This window comes from Polyangium jinanense (assembly GCF_028435365.1).
The window spans coordinates 840795-853547 of the sequence record NZ_JAGTJJ010000002.1; the positions used below are offsets into that span (position 1 = coordinate 840795).

The window sequence follows — 12753 nt, forward strand, 5'->3', positions numbered from 1 at the left end:
TCGCCCTCTCAGCGAGGCCGGATGTCGAGACCCACGAGCACGCGCTCGGTGTTGGACAGGTCCCCGATGATCTTGCGGATCGGCTCGGGCAGCCGCCGCACGAGCGTGGGGATCGCCAGGATCTGATCCCCCTCCGCGAGCTGCGGGTGCTGGAGCAGATCGATGATGTCGATGCGGTATTTCCCGGCGAGGTGCTCCTCGCAGAGCCGCCTCAAGTTGCCCAGCGCGAGGAGCGACTTCCTCGTCTGACCTGCGACGTAGAGACGTAATTCCCAGAACTCGGGGGTCACGTCGTGGTGGATCCCGTCCACGGGGCTCGTCATCCGGCACCACCTCCATTCTGCTGCCTGTTCGGGTCCGCCTGCCGAAGACGGGCCATCTGTTCACGGTCGCGGCCGAGGCTCACCTCGCGACGTTTGTCCTGATCCAGGATGGCCAGGACCTCCTGCTCCTCTGCCTCGTACTCGGCCCGCAGTGCGAGGATCTGCGCCTCGACCTGCGCGCGCTTCCGCGCGAGATCACGCTGCTTGCGGTCCATCTCTTGCTGCCGCGTGATCGCCTCGGCGCGCTCTCTCGCTTCTTGCGCCTGCCGCGCCGACCCCGTGAGCACTCCCGCGGGCCCCACGTAGACGTCGAGCAGGTCGATCCCGTGCGCGCCCATGTGGAACTCGCGCACCTGGTTCGAGTGCGACATGCCCCTCGATTTGAGCACGTAAAGCCCGCGGTTCCGTTCGCCGCTGCCCTCGAGGAACTGCACGAGCAGCCACGTATCCATGAGCGACGAGATCCCCACGTCCGTCTCTTCGAGCGCGCCGCTGCCGGCCGTCAGGCTCGTGAAGATCGCGGAGATCCCGCGGCTCTTCAGGAAGTCGACGAGCCGCATGAGCATCGCGCGAACCTCGAAGTTCGATGCCACCATGGCGAGGTTCGTCACGGGATCGATCACGACCACGCTCGGATCGAAGGACTCGACGAGCCGGTGCATGTTCGCGAGGTGCATCTCCAGCCCGAAGAGCGTGGGGCGGGAGGCGTGGAACTGGAGCCGGCCCTGGTCGAGCCAGGGCTTCAGATCGAGGCCGATCGAGCGCATGTTGCGCACGAACTGGCCCTGCGACTCCTCGAAGGCGAAGTAGAGGCAACGCTCGCCGCGCCGGCAGGCGCTGTGGATCGCGTGCGCCGCAAGGCTCGACTTGCCCGTGCCCGGCGTCCCCGAGATCAGCACGCTCGACCCGCGGAAGATTCCCTTGCCGCCGAGCATGGCATCGAGGCGCGGCACGCCGGTCGACATGCGCTCCTCGGAGGCGGGGTGCGTCAGTCCGATCGAGGTCACGGGCACGACGGAGATGCCTCCGGCGTGGATGAGGAACGGATATTCGTTCGTCCCGTGCATCGTCCCGCGGTATTTGACGACACGCAGGTATCGCGTCGCAACCCGCTCGTGCACGCGTTGTTCGAGCAGGATCACGCAGTCCGAGACGTATTCCTCGATCCCGTGCCGGGTGAGGGTGCCGTCGCCGCGCTCGCCCGTGATGATTGCGGTGACGCCGCGATCTTTCAGCCAGCGGAAAAGCCTCCGGAACTCGGAGCGCAGGATGCCTTCGTTGCCGAGGGCCGAGAACAGCGTCTCCAGCGAGTCGATGACCACGCGTTTCGCCCCGACCGACGAGATCGCGTATTCGAGCCGCACGAAGAGGCCATTGAGGTCGTAGTCCCCGGTCTCGAGGATCTCGCTCCGCTCCACGTGCACGTAGTCGATCGCCAGCTTTTTGCTGGCGACGAGACCGTCGAGGTCGAATCCGAGGGAGGCGACGCTCTGCGTGAGCTCGACCGCGGTCTCCTCGAACGCCACGAATACCCCTGGCTCGCCATGCTCGGTCGCGCCGCGGACCAGGTACTCCAATGCAAAGAGCGTCTTGCCCGACCCGGCGCTGCCGCATACCAGAGTGGTGCGCCCCCTCGGGAGTCCCCCGACCGTGATTTCATCGAATCCCTTGATGCCGGTCGGGGACTTTGCCAGAACGTTCAACGATTTTCTTGTCTCGACTACACCTGTCTTCGACTCGTATGTGTCCATACGAACCCCAACTCCCGGACGAAATCATGTCAATCGTTCGGGCGCAGATCGATCCACGCCGAACGGCTCATGGCCGCCGATGGATCCCGCACCGGCTCCATCTGGGGCATATCTTTTCGTGGATTTGACCTTATTGCACAGAAATGAGCGCTGTGCAAGACAGGATACAGGTTGTCACGGTCATACATCCCCCATCCGTCACCAACGATGACAATATCGTAGGAGGACGAGGCAATGTTGTCGAAAGAAAATCGCTCCAGCTGTGTGGCTTAATCCTGCTTCACCTTCCGCAGGAGCTCCTTCGTCAGATTCTTCTGGTGGGACTCCAATGTACCACCGCCGATTTCCAGGAGCTTTGCGTCGCGCAGGAACCGCTCCACCTTGTACTCGTTACAGTATCCCCAGCCGCCGAGGACCTGCATCGCGTTGTCGGCGACTTCCTTGCCCACCGGCGCCGCGAAGAGTTTCGCCGCGTCCGTGCCGATGCGGTTGCGTTTGGCCGGGCCCACGTCCCGCGCCACGCTGTAGACGAGCGCCCGCGCGGCCTCGGTCTTCGCGTAACTCTCGCCGATGTAGCGCTGGATCTGTCCGTGCTCCGCGATCGACTTGCCGAAGCTCGTCCGCTCCGCCGCGTACCGCACCATGATGTCGAGACAACGATCCGCGATGCCGAGGCTCATCGCCGCCAGCGTGAGCCGCTCGATCTCGAGGTTGCGCATCATGTTGCGCACGCCCCCGCCCACCGTGCCGAGCACGTTCTCCGCGGGCACGAACACGTCGTCGAGCATGAACTCGCTCAAGGTGCTCGCGCGCATGCCCATCTTCTCGGTCTTCTTTCCGACGGAGAACCCAGGCGTGTTCCGCTCCACGACGAACGTCGTCACGTCGGCATCGACCTTCGCGTAGACGATGAACACGTCGGCATCGACCGCGTTCGTGATGAGCGCCTTGTGGCCCTTGAGCACGAACCCCTCGCCCTCGCGCCGCGCCGTGGTGCGCATCCCGAGCACGTCGGTGCCGCTCGACGGCTCCGTCATGCCCATCGCGCCGATCCACTCGCCCGAGATCACCTTGGACAGCCAGCGCTCGCGCTGCGCTGCGTTCGAGGCGTAGTAGAAGTTGTTCACGAACAGCACCGCGTGCGCGAGGTACGCGAGGCAGAAGCCCGGATCGCTCTTCGAGAGCTCGTGGTGCACGATCACCGCGCCCACGGCGTCCAGACCCGCGCCCCCGTCCTGCTCCGGGATCGTGAGCCCGAGCAGACCGAGCTCGCCGGCCTGCTTCAGCAAGGGAACGTTCAGCGTGCCCGTGCGATCATGCTCTTCCGCCTGCGGCTCCACCACGTCGCGGACGAAGTTCCGCACCATCTGGCGCAGCATCCGGTGCTCTTCGGTCGGGTTCTCGAGGTCGAAGACGACGTCGCTCATGCGCGGGACACTAGCACGAGAGGCTCCGAGAACGTCCCCATCCAACGCTCGGGGCTACGCCCGGACAAGCCGGGCTCCGCCCCCACCCCCGCGACGAACCTTCCCACTCCGGCCGGGCACGCCCTTCGCAACGCCTCGGAGCGATGCTGGTCTTCTGGGGACTCACCGTGGGCGCGTTCCTCGCCTGGCTGCTCGCCGTGACGGGCGTCTACGAAGCAGGCCCGTGGATCCATGTCCTGCTCGTCATCTCCATCGCCTTCGCCGTGACGGGACTCCTGTTCCGCCCGATCGGCCGGCGCTGAGAAAAACCGTTCCCCGCGCGGTGCGTCACGCCTATACCGGCGCCCGTGCGCCCCGAAAGCCTGTTTTTCCGGCCGGATGAGCTCGCCCCGAAGGGCCCGGCCGACCGCCCCTCCGTGACCGTCCGCTGGCTCGGCACGGCGGGCTTCGAGATCACCTGCGAGGACCACGTCCTCCTGCTCGATCCCTACGTCACGCGCGCCTCGCTCGCCCGATGCATCACCTCCCCGCTCGCCCCGGACCTCGGCGCGATCGGACGCTACATCCGCCGCGCGGACGCGGTGATCGTCGGCCACACGCACTTCGACCACGCCCTCGACGTCCCCGTCATCGCCAAGCGCACCGGCGCGCGCGTCTTCGGCTCCCGCTCCGCCGCCGCGCTCTGCCGCGCCGCGGGCGTGCCCGAAGCCCGCGTCGAGGTGGTCGAGCGCGAGCCTGGACAAACGCCGATCGTCCGCGAAGTCGGCCCGTTCCGCCTGCGCTTCGTCCCGAGCGCGCACTCGCGCTTCGCTCTCGGCCGCGTGCCGTTCCCGGGCGACATCGACGACTGCGACGCCGTCCCCGTCCGCACCGAGGGCTACCGCTGCGGGGCCGTCTTCCGCGTGGAAATCGAGGTCGCGGGCCGCACGATCGTGCACCTCGGCAGCGCCGAGCTCTTGCCCGACGAGCCCGCGCCGCGGCACGTCGACCTGCTCCTGCTCTGCGTGGCGGGCTGGCGCAGCGGCGTCGACCTGCCCGAGCGCGTGATGCGCGCCGTCGCGCCCGAAACCGTGCTCCTCTCGCACTGGGACGATTTCTTCCGGCCGCTGCACGAGCCCGTGCACGTCCTGCCAGCCGTCGGCATGGCCCCGCTCGCCGAGCGGCTCACGCGCGCGTCGCGGGACGTGCGCGTCGGCGCGCTCCCGCTGCTCGGCGACCTCTTCCTTTGACCTGAAAGGATTCCCTCTCCCCAACCCCTCTGAGAGGGGCAGGGGGTGAGGGTCTTTCCGCCTACTCGCGCGCCCGGATCGCCGCGTTCCCGTCGGGCGCGTGATAGACCTCGATGAGCCGCGACGTCACGAGATGCTCGAGCATGCGGCGGCGCGCGTCGGGCGACGGATCGAGCCGGTTCGACTGCCATCGCGTCACGAAGTAGTTCGCCCCGACGTAGCCGTTGCGCAGCCTGCGCTCGGCGGCGCGCAGCTCCTCGATGAACACCGACTCGTCGTCGGACGGCTCGTACGAGGGCGGCGCCGGTTCGGGCGCGTCCGGGTCGGCGTCGTGCGGGTCTTCGCACTCGTCGTGCGTCGGTTCGCGCGGCACCGTTCCTGCGGGCGGCGTGGGCACGGCGGGGGGAATGTCCTCGCTCGCCCAGCGCGGCTCGGGCCCGGGCGGCGCGGGCGCGCCGGAGCCCTCGGTATCCTCGAAAAACGAGATCCCTTCGAGCAGATCGATGTGATCGAACGCTGCCTTGCGCAGCCGCGTCGACAGCCCCGCGCGCCCCCACGTCGACACGTATGCCTGGCGGCCGAGCTGCCGCACGCCTTCGACGGCCGGCGCGTGATCGGAGTCGCCCGAGACGAGCACGAGCACGTCGAACGCGTTGACGGCCGCGAGGCGCAGCATGTCCGCGACCATCGAGGTGTCGACCTCTTTTTCCTGTGTATACCGGTTCTCGGCCCCGCAAGCCGCACACTGGAACATCGTCGTTTTGCGGGGGAAACGCTTCACGAAAAAGCCGGGCTGCACTTCGAGCATGTCGAGGAAGCCTGCGAGCTTCTTCTGCCCTTCGGTCACCGCGGCCGATCCGATCTCGATGCCGGTATAGTAATAAGCGCCCCAAAGCAGCGATCCGCCCACGCGTTCGACGAGCCAGCGCGAGAGTTTGGGAAACGCGAGCCTTCGGCCTCCCGCCTCGTCACGCCAACCGGAGTGGAAATTCTTGCCGTCGAAGAAAATACAGACGCGCATCACACCGCCGCTCGAAACAAAGAATCCGTCGCCCCTTCGAGATGCCGATCACGGCCATTGACGATCCCATCACGCGATCGCGGGGGCGGGGTGTCTTAGTCCGAGGCTCCGCGTCCGGTCAACCCGCTTTCTCGGCCGAAAAAAACGGCTTGTGCGACGCAGGGCTCCTGCCCACCGGGCCCGCTCACGCTTTCGCCGTCATCGTAGTGTTATGGTCGGCCGTACCCTGGTCCGACGACGTGGCGCTCCGTCCCGCTTGCAGGTCTTTGGGAGCCCCCAAACGATCTCGACTCGCGCTCTTGCCTCTGCTGGGTATTCTTGGGGGCGCATGCCCGGTCCTGCCCTCGATCTGTCGCTCGCGCTCGATGTCCGGAGTGTCCCTCCGGGCACCACGCAGCGCGCGCACCTCGTCATCGAGGTTTCGGCCGCGCTCCCCGAGGATGAACGGCACGAGCGGCCGCCCCTCGCGCTGGTGTTCGCCATCGATGTCTCCGCGTCGATGTGGGGTCAGCCGATGGAGCAAGTCGTGCGCTCCATCGAGCGGATGGTGGAGCTGCTCGATCCCACCGATCGCGTGGGGATCGTCTCGTTCTCCGAAGGCGCGGAGATCGTCGCGGAGCTCGAGCAGCTCGACGCGCCCGCGCGGCGCAGGCTCGCGGGCAGCTTGCGGCGCATCGATCCCGAGGGCGGCACCGACATGGAGAGCGGCCTGCGCACGAGCCGCAGCGCGCTCGGCCCGCGCGTGCCCGCGGAGCGACGTGGCATCCTCCTGCTCAGCGACGGCGATCCGACGCTCGGGGATCGTCGGCCCGAGGCGCTCGCCGAGATCGCAGCCACGTTCCGCTCGGATGCAACGGTCTCCACGCTCGGCTACGGCGAAGAGCACAACGAAGACATCCTGCGGCGCATCGCGGTCGCGGGCGGCGGCCAGTATTATTATGTGCGGGATCCGGCGCTCTGCGCGACCGAGCTCGCGCTCGCCGTGGGCGCGACGGGCGACGCGGTCGCCGAGGGCGTGTCGGTCGACGTTTCGCCTGCGCGCGGCGTCGACATCATCCGCATCGCGGGCGACGTGCGCGTGCGCAAGACCATGGGCGCGGCGCGCGTGGAGCTGCCGGACCTCCAGCCGGGCGAACACGCGTCGCTGATCGTCGAGGTCGCGATCGAGCCCGGCGCCTCGGCGAACGGGCCCTTCGAGGTCGTGCGCGCGCGCCTCGCGCATCGCCGCCCGGGCGCTTCGGACGTGCACGTCCTCGAGCGCGCGATCGGCGCCTTCGTGCAGGACGGCGTGCCCGAGCGCGACCCTTCGGCGCGGGCGCGGGTGCTCGTCGCGCTCGCGGAGGAGGCGCGCACCGCGGCGCGCGTGCTTGCGGATCAGAGCTCGTTCGAGCTGGCGGCGGCGCTGCTCCGGCGCGCGGTGGACGGCATGCGCGCGGAGGCTGATCTGCTGGGGTTCGGGGCGCAGGACGCCGAAGGCGATCCGGAGCCCCGAGCGTGGAACGACGAGGACGGCACGCCGCTCGGCGAAACGATCGCGCAGCTCGCGGAGGAGGCGGAGGTCCTCGCGAAGAAGCCGAACCCTGCGGCGTATCGCCTCTTCCGCAAGGCCCAGGCGGGCCGCGCCGCGGCGGCTTCACGCCGCGCGGGCGCAAGCCAGGCGGGCCCTCTCAGCCGCCGCGCCATGGCCACCATCGCGGGAAACCTCCCCCGCGCCCGCCTGCTCGTCGTGCAAGGCAATGGCCCGAACGATGGGTATCGCCTCGAAGGCACCACGATCACAATCGGCCAGACAAACCACGCGCAGATCCGCCTCGAAGGCAAGGACGTCGCGCGCGAGCATTGCTCGATCGTGGGGCAGGATGGCAGGTTTTGGCTGACCGACCTCGGCGGCGGCAGCGGCACGCTCGTCAATGGCAAGAAGATCACGGCGCCGGCGGCGCTCAAGCCTGGGGACGTGATCGGGGTCGGTGAGTTCGAGCTCAAATACGAAGAAGAACGATAGTGGAAAGGCCCCTCCGGGCCTCGCGCGTTTCCGTCCTTTGCTTCCCATGCGCCTCGATTCTCGCCCTGCCTTCCTCGTTGCCGCTCTCACGCTGATCACCGCGGCATCCTTCGCCGCGTGCAGCTCCTCCGAGAACAAACCCACCGGCGGACAGGCCGTGCCGAGCACGACAGAGGCCGCTCCCGTGGGGTCCACGATGCCCGTGGTCACGGAGGCGGTCGCGGAGGCGGACGCGGGCACGGACGCGGGCGCGGAAGCGGACGCTTCCACGGCAGCGATTGCCGACGCGGGCGCGGACGCGGAGGCTGACGGCGGAACCCCGCCCGTTTGTCCTTCCGGCATGATCAAGATCGGCCGTTACTGCGTCGACCGCTGGGAGGCGCACCTCGCCACGAAGACCGCGGACGGCGCCATCACGCCCTGGCCCCATTACGATCGCCCCGAGAAGGGCACGTTTTACCTCGCCATGAGCGCGCCCGACGTCTACCCGCAGGCCTACATCAGCCGCGTCGAGGCCGCCGAGGCTTGCGCGCACGCGGGCAAACGCCTGTGCAGCCGCGCCGAATGGACGCGCGCCTGCAAGGGCCGCATGGGCTACCGGTATCCGTACGGCAACAACGGCAAGCGTGGCGCTTGCAATACCGGCAAGCTCCACCTCCTCGAGAGATTTTACGGCCGGAGCCGCGGCGCCTGGACGTACGAGGTCTTCAACGACCCGAGGCTCGACCGCGAGCCCGGCTTCCTCGCCAAGTCGGGCGCGTACGCGACCTGCGGCAGCGACGAAGGCGTCTTCGACATGGTCGGCAACCTGCACGAGTGGGTGAGCGACGCCGTCGACTCCGATATCGAGGACGTCCTCGCGCGGGACGAGGTCGAGCGGAAGAAGCAGCCCTGGAAAGTGGGAAATGGCATCTTCATGGGCGGGTTTTTCAGCACCACCCAGGAGCACGGCCCGGGCTGCTCGTTCACCACGGTCGCCCACGAGCCGGCCTACCACGACTATTCGACGGGATTCCGCTGCTGCATGGACGCGCCCGGGGCCGAGAGGAGGCCCCGTACGAAGAAGCGCTAGTTCGACTGCGTATCGGGCGCGGCCGGGCCGTCCGGCGTGGCCGTCCCAGGCGCTTCGTTCGTGACGGGTGCGATCGGCCCCGTGGGCGTTTTGGGCGGTTTGTCCTTGGGCAGAGGCTCGCGACAGGCGGCGGCGAGCGTCAGGGCGGCGAGCAGCAGGGTCTTCGGGACGACGGATCGCATACCTCCGATGTGACGAGACCCGCCTGCCTCGTCAATCGGGCAACATCGACGATTTCAGGGCGCCGGAAACGCCCCGGGCGGCGCGGCTGGCGGTGCGGCGAGCGGGGGTGCGGCGCCGGGCGGGGGCGGGGGAGGGGGCTCGCTCGGCGCGGGCTTGCGGGCGCGCTCGTCCTCGACCAGCTTCACGAGCTGTTTTTGCAGCGACATGCGCAGATCGATCCATTGCTCCTCGGCGTAGTCCTTGGGGCCCTTCGCGTAAATCGTCGCGTACGGCTCTCCGCGCGTATCCTCCTCGGAGAGGTGGCCGTAGAGGTAACCATTTCGCACATCCACGACGAATGCCTCGACGTACCCTTTCACCTGGGTATCGACGAACGGCACGAAGAAGATGGGCACGAGCAGCGAGACCGTGGCGACGAGGGGATTGACGCCCTGGTTGCGGTAGCCGTGGTCCACGATGACGAGCACGTCGGTGTTCGCGCGGGCCGCCAGCAAGCGGAGCTTCTTCAAGGAGATCTCGCGCGGCGGTTCGTAGGAATACCCGTTTCCATTCCCTTCGGAAAGCCGCCGCTGGCCGGTGACGAACAAGGACGGAATTCGATAGATGCTGGTGACGCCGGGCAGCTTGCCGAACACTTTCTCCAGGTCCTCGGCGACGTCCGGGTCGAGCGTGTAATAGGCGAGCCGGATCGCGCCGGGGGGCATCTGGGGCCGAGCTTCGAAGGCCTTGCGGATGTCCTCGTCGTCGATCTCGACCTCGCGATCCATCTCGAAACTGGTGTTTCGGGACGGCACGTAGCTGGCGCCGCAGCCCTCGAGGCCGGTGAGCGCGAGGGCGCAGAGAGCGAGAGGTGCGAGGCGACGCATCGGAAATCCTTTCGGTGGGCGGAGAACGGGGCCCGTCCGGCGAGCTTACACGTGCCTCCTCGCGAAGCGCTACGCCCTGATCCCCCTTCCGTTCCGCCGAAATTCATGCTCACCATGGGCAAGCATGGCCGAAGCCCTGTCCGAACGTGGGCATTGGAAAGAGTCCTGGAAGACGGACGCCTGGGAGCTCCTCATGACGAGCCCTGCGCATGGCGTGTTTTTCACCCGCGTCTCCGGGCATGCGGACCTCGACTGCGCGCTCCACGTGATGCGCGCGTTCGACCGCCTCGCCGCGCTCACGCTGGGCGACATCGAGGTCTTCCACGACTGGGAGCACGTCACGGGCTACGACAGCATCGTGCGGCAGGAATTCGTGCGCTGGGCGCAGGAGCACCCGAAGCAGGGAGAGGCGCACATCCTGGTGAAGTCGCGTATCGTGGCGATGGGCGTTTCGGTCGCGAACGTCGCGCTTGGCGGCAGGCTCAAGGCGTATGCCGACCGCCCCAAGTTCGAGCGGGCCCGGACCGAGACGATCGCCAGCAAGCGCAGGGCCTCGATTCCGGGCTAACGCGGTCGTCACCCCGTCTTCGTTTCCTCTTCGGGTTTTTTCTTCCCACCTGAATTCCGCTTCGCCAAACGCCTCATCCTCGCCTTCTCCGCGGCGTCGCTCACCGGCTTGCGGATCTGCTCGACGTGCTCCGCCGTCGCTTTGGTGCGCTCCAGCGCGCCGAGGACGAGCTCGACGGTACGGACCTAGGTCCGCATCCGTCGCCGCACTTCGGCGGCCGGAATCTCTTCTTTCGCCGCGGCCACGGCCGTCATCGATTTCTTCTGCTCCACCGCGCCGAGCGACGCGCCGACCGTGCCAATTTGAAGGACGAGATCGAGCGCCGAGACATTTGGGAGGACGCGGATCTGCTCGAGCACGCCGGAGAGCTCCTTCTTGGCGAGCTGCGCCATCTGCACGGCATTGCCTGCCTCGCTCTCGTAGGACGCCTTGACGACCTCGAGCCCCGTGGGCAGGAGCTTTTCATGGGCGGCATCGATGGCCTCGGCGAGCGCGACATCCGGAGGATCCTGGCCGAGAAGGGCCTCCTTCGCGGCGCGCAGCCCGAAATGCAGGGCGCGCTGGAGGTGATCATGGCGGGAGTCGAGCGCTTTGGCCTGGTCGGAGAGGGCGCGCAAGGCCGTCTCCGCGGAGCTGCCCGCGCGCGCGTTCACGAGGGCGCCGTGATCCTCCTCCACGCGAGGCAGGAGGGGCGCGAGCTCGGCGATGCCGAGGAAGACGGGCTTCAAGGCGCCGGTCCATTGTTCGGTGATGGCGATCATCTCACCGATGTCGAGGTCGTTCAGGAACTGCATGAGGTCACGTTCACGGGTCCCGATGTTCGCGCGCAACGTCGAGGTAATGTCGAGGATCGGGGTCCAGGTCGACGCCGATAAGCGATGTACACCGCGGCTAGCTCCTGCGACGTTGAAGACACCAGGCATTGAACAGTTATCGCTGTTCGGGCAGATGGAGGCTCAATCGGATTTCGACGCTGGCAAGATGTGCCGCAAGCCGTGGGCGTGGCTTTTGCGGCATGTGGTTGCGATTGACGTGACGGTGTGTCCCGGTGGCTTTGCCAAAGACATGCTCGGAGAGGAGCGCGCTTTTCAATGGCGCGAAAAGAGGCGCTCGCTCCTCCGCGCGGAGATCGACGCACTGTGCTTCCGTGCATATGCTCTGCAGCGCGGCGACGTCGAGTACGTGCTGGATGCGCTCGACAAGGTGAGGGAGCGCGACGAACGTGAGCTCGGTACATACCGGACGAGAGCGCTGGTCCTCGACATCTACGATCGCATGCAACGCGCCATCGACACCGGCGAACCTTACCAGACCCTGCTCGATCCGCCGCCCGCCGATCCCCGCGTCGCCCACCCACCGCGCGAGACGAAGAGCTGAGGCTTTCCGAAGCGCTTTGCCTGGGAAAAGAAGGCGAAGGAGGGGCCTGCCCGCGCCCAGGCTATGGCCTGCCCTTCCATCGAGCTTCGCTGCGTCGACGGTAAGCGGAGCTCGCGCGTCGGCGTGAGCGACGAAATCCTGCTCTCGGCGCGACGGCCGCTCGGGCGCCCTGTCCGGAACGGGCACGCGCCGATCTGCGTGATCGGTGGCCCGTTTTTCCTATCCCTTCCCTCCTGCCGGGCGCCGGGGGGGACGGGAATCCTGGTTTGTCTCAGGCGCCCATCACCGATTTGGAGCAGAATGTCATGTACAGGAAGATCGCGGTCGTCCTTCTCGCTGGCACCACCCCCGCCTGCTTGCTGATGATGCCACCCGGCATGGTATCCGAGGGGACGCCCGCGCAGAACCCGCTGGTCAGTGGTGCGCCGCTCGAAGCACGGAGCAAGGGCAAGATCGGGGTCGTCAGCGAGCCGGACTGCAACGTGTGGCCGTTCGAGGACACGATGACGGTCAAGGCGAGCGAGAGCGAGGTCTGCGTGACCGCGCTCCAGCACAAGGACGCACCGCCGGGATGGACCGGCGAGCCGACCGCCAACAGCAGCGAGGGCTACAGCGTGTCGAGCGGCGCGGAGCGTGGCTACATCGACGCGCGCAAGACGCGCGCGTCGAAAGTCGGATCGTGCTTCAACAAGGGATTCAACAAGCAAGTCGCGATCTGGGCATTCGAATACGAGGGCTGCACACCGAACAACGGGGTCCTGACCAAGGCGTCCCCATCCTTGCGCGTCGGCGACGCGTCGTGGACCTTCCCGGCGCCGGCCGCGACCGAGCCGGCGACCAGCGCCGCGGCGAAGCCGTGATCACGCGCCCGCGGTCCTGCTCCTGCGTGTAACGTCCTTGACGCGGACGAGAGAATCGAGAGTATTTCCCCTCC

Annotated in this window: 14 protein-coding genes; 7 read left to right on the forward strand and 7 right to left on the reverse strand. The window is 67.5% G+C overall.

The features are described 5' to 3' along the window. Positions 1-8 precede the first annotated feature (8 nt). From KEG57_RS08435 to KEG57_RS08445, 3 genes are all read right to left on the reverse strand, one after another. Entirely contained in the window at positions 9-323 is a 315-nt protein-coding gene (locus KEG57_RS08435) for a circadian clock KaiB family protein (protein ID WP_272417547.1), read from the reverse strand. After that, positions 320-2026: a circadian clock protein KaiC gene (gene kaiC / locus KEG57_RS08440; protein WP_272417548.1), complete on the reverse strand. Its 1707-nt coding sequence runs from the start codon at positions 2024-2026 to the stop codon at positions 320-322. The genes KEG57_RS08435 and kaiC overlap by 4 nt, the downstream gene beginning before the upstream one ends. 317 nt (positions 2027-2343) lie before the next feature. Beyond that, positions 2344-3501 (reverse strand): acyl-CoA dehydrogenase family protein, encoded by a 1158-nt coding sequence (locus tag KEG57_RS08445; RefSeq protein ID WP_272417549.1) that lies wholly within the window; start codon positions 3499-3501, stop codon positions 2344-2346. Positions 3502-3644: 143 nt separating this feature from the next. On the opposite strand from KEG57_RS08445, the gene KEG57_RS08450 reads away from it, so the two are divergent. Both KEG57_RS08450 and KEG57_RS08455 read left to right on the forward strand, forming a co-directional pair. After that, a complete protein-coding gene (locus KEG57_RS08450) occupies positions 3645-3803 on the forward strand; it encodes a hypothetical protein (RefSeq protein ID WP_272417550.1) in 159 nt (52 codons plus the stop codon). Between the two features lie 45 nt (positions 3804-3848). Then, positions 3849-4730, forward strand: a complete 882-nt coding sequence (locus KEG57_RS08455) for an MBL fold metallo-hydrolase (protein WP_272417551.1) — start codon at positions 3849-3851, stop codon at positions 4728-4730. 61 nt (positions 4731-4791) lie between these two features. On the opposite strand, the gene KEG57_RS08460 is transcribed toward KEG57_RS08455, so the two are convergent. Further along, on the reverse strand, positions 4792-5751 hold the full coding sequence (locus KEG57_RS08460) for an NYN domain-containing protein (RefSeq protein ID WP_272417552.1): 960 nt from the start codon (positions 5749-5751) through the stop codon (positions 4792-4794). A gap of 328 nt (positions 5752-6079) precedes the next feature. Here KEG57_RS08460 and KEG57_RS08465 point away from each other — a divergent pair, with 328 nt between their 5' ends. Together KEG57_RS08465 and KEG57_RS08470 are read left to right on the forward strand one after the other, a co-directional pair. After that, a complete protein-coding gene (locus KEG57_RS08465) occupies positions 6080-7753 on the forward strand; it encodes a VWA domain-containing protein (protein WP_272417553.1) in 1674 nt (557 codons plus the stop codon). A 46-nt stretch (positions 7754-7799) separates the two neighbouring features. Continuing rightward, complete coding sequence (locus tag KEG57_RS08470; protein WP_272417554.1) at positions 7800-8825, forward strand: formylglycine-generating enzyme family protein; 1026 nt, start codon at positions 7800-7802, stop codon at positions 8823-8825. Here the strand turns inward: KEG57_RS08470 and KEG57_RS08475 are convergent. Next, complete coding sequence (locus KEG57_RS08475) at positions 8822-9007, reverse strand: hypothetical protein (protein WP_272417555.1); 186 nt, start codon at positions 9005-9007, stop codon at positions 8822-8824. The genes KEG57_RS08470 and KEG57_RS08475 overlap by 4 nt on opposite strands. Before the next feature lie 54 nt (positions 9008-9061). Beyond that, complete coding sequence (locus tag KEG57_RS08480) at positions 9062-9874, reverse strand: hypothetical protein (protein ID WP_272417556.1); 813 nt, start codon at positions 9872-9874, stop codon at positions 9062-9064. Positions 9875-9998: 124 nt separating this feature from the next. Between KEG57_RS08480 and KEG57_RS08485 the strand changes: the two genes are divergently transcribed. Beyond that, the gene (locus KEG57_RS08485; protein ID WP_272417557.1) at positions 9999-10442 is read left to right on the forward strand and encodes a hypothetical protein; all 444 of its coding nucleotides are present in this window, start codon (positions 9999-10001) and stop codon (positions 10440-10442) included. 185 nt (positions 10443-10627) lie between these two features. Here KEG57_RS08485 and KEG57_RS08490 read toward each other — a convergent pair whose 3' ends face one another. Next, positions 10628-11236, reverse strand: a complete 609-nt coding sequence (locus KEG57_RS08490; protein WP_272417558.1) for a hypothetical protein — start codon at positions 11234-11236, stop codon at positions 10628-10630. A gap of 22 nt (positions 11237-11258) precedes the next feature. Between KEG57_RS08490 and KEG57_RS08495 the strand changes: the two genes are divergently transcribed. Further along, positions 11259-11819, forward strand: coding sequence for a hypothetical protein (locus tag KEG57_RS08495; protein ID WP_272417559.1), 561 nt, complete (start codon positions 11259-11261; stop codon positions 11817-11819). Positions 11820-12124: 305 nt separating this feature from the next. Then, positions 12125-12679, forward strand: a complete 555-nt coding sequence (locus tag KEG57_RS08500) for a hypothetical protein (RefSeq protein ID WP_272417560.1) — start codon at positions 12125-12127, stop codon at positions 12677-12679. The last annotated feature ends 74 nt before the right edge of the window (positions 12680-12753 follow it).

Excerpts from the sequence above, each read along its gene's own strand:
- KEG57_RS08435 (WP_272417547.1), bottom strand. The coding sequence starts at position 323 with ATGACGAGCCCCGTGGACGGGATCCACCACGACGTGACCCCCGAGTTC.
- KEG57_RS08445 (WP_272417549.1), bottom strand. The coding sequence starts at position 3,501 with ATGAGCGACGTCGTCTTCGACCTCGAGAACCCGACCGAAGAGCACCGG.
- KEG57_RS08450 (WP_272417550.1), top strand. The coding sequence starts at position 3,645 with ATGCTGGTCTTCTGGGGACTCACCGTGGGCGCGTTCCTCGCCTGGCTG.
- KEG57_RS08460 (WP_272417552.1), bottom strand. The coding sequence starts at position 5,751 with ATGCGCGTCTGTATTTTCTTCGACGGCAAGAATTTCCACTCCGGTTGG.
- KEG57_RS08465 (WP_272417553.1), top strand. The coding sequence starts at position 6,080 with ATGCCCGGTCCTGCCCTCGATCTGTCGCTCGCGCTCGATGTCCGGAGT.
- KEG57_RS08470 (WP_272417554.1), top strand. The coding sequence starts at position 7,800 with ATGCGCCTCGATTCTCGCCCTGCCTTCCTCGTTGCCGCTCTCACGCTG.
- KEG57_RS08475 (WP_272417555.1), bottom strand. The coding sequence starts at position 9,007 with ATGCGATCCGTCGTCCCGAAGACCCTGCTGCTCGCCGCCCTGACGCTC.
- KEG57_RS08480 (WP_272417556.1), bottom strand. The coding sequence starts at position 9,874 with ATGCGTCGCCTCGCACCTCTCGCTCTCTGCGCCCTCGCGCTCACCGGC.
- KEG57_RS08485 (WP_272417557.1), top strand. The coding sequence starts at position 9,999 with ATGGCCGAAGCCCTGTCCGAACGTGGGCATTGGAAAGAGTCCTGGAAG.
- KEG57_RS08490 (WP_272417558.1), bottom strand. The coding sequence starts at position 11,236 with ATGCAGTTCCTGAACGACCTCGACATCGGTGAGATGATCGCCATCACC.
- KEG57_RS08495 (WP_272417559.1), top strand. The coding sequence starts at position 11,259 with ATGTTCGCGCGCAACGTCGAGGTAATGTCGAGGATCGGGGTCCAGGTC.
- KEG57_RS08500 (WP_272417560.1), top strand. The coding sequence starts at position 12,125 with ATGTACAGGAAGATCGCGGTCGTCCTTCTCGCTGGCACCACCCCCGCC.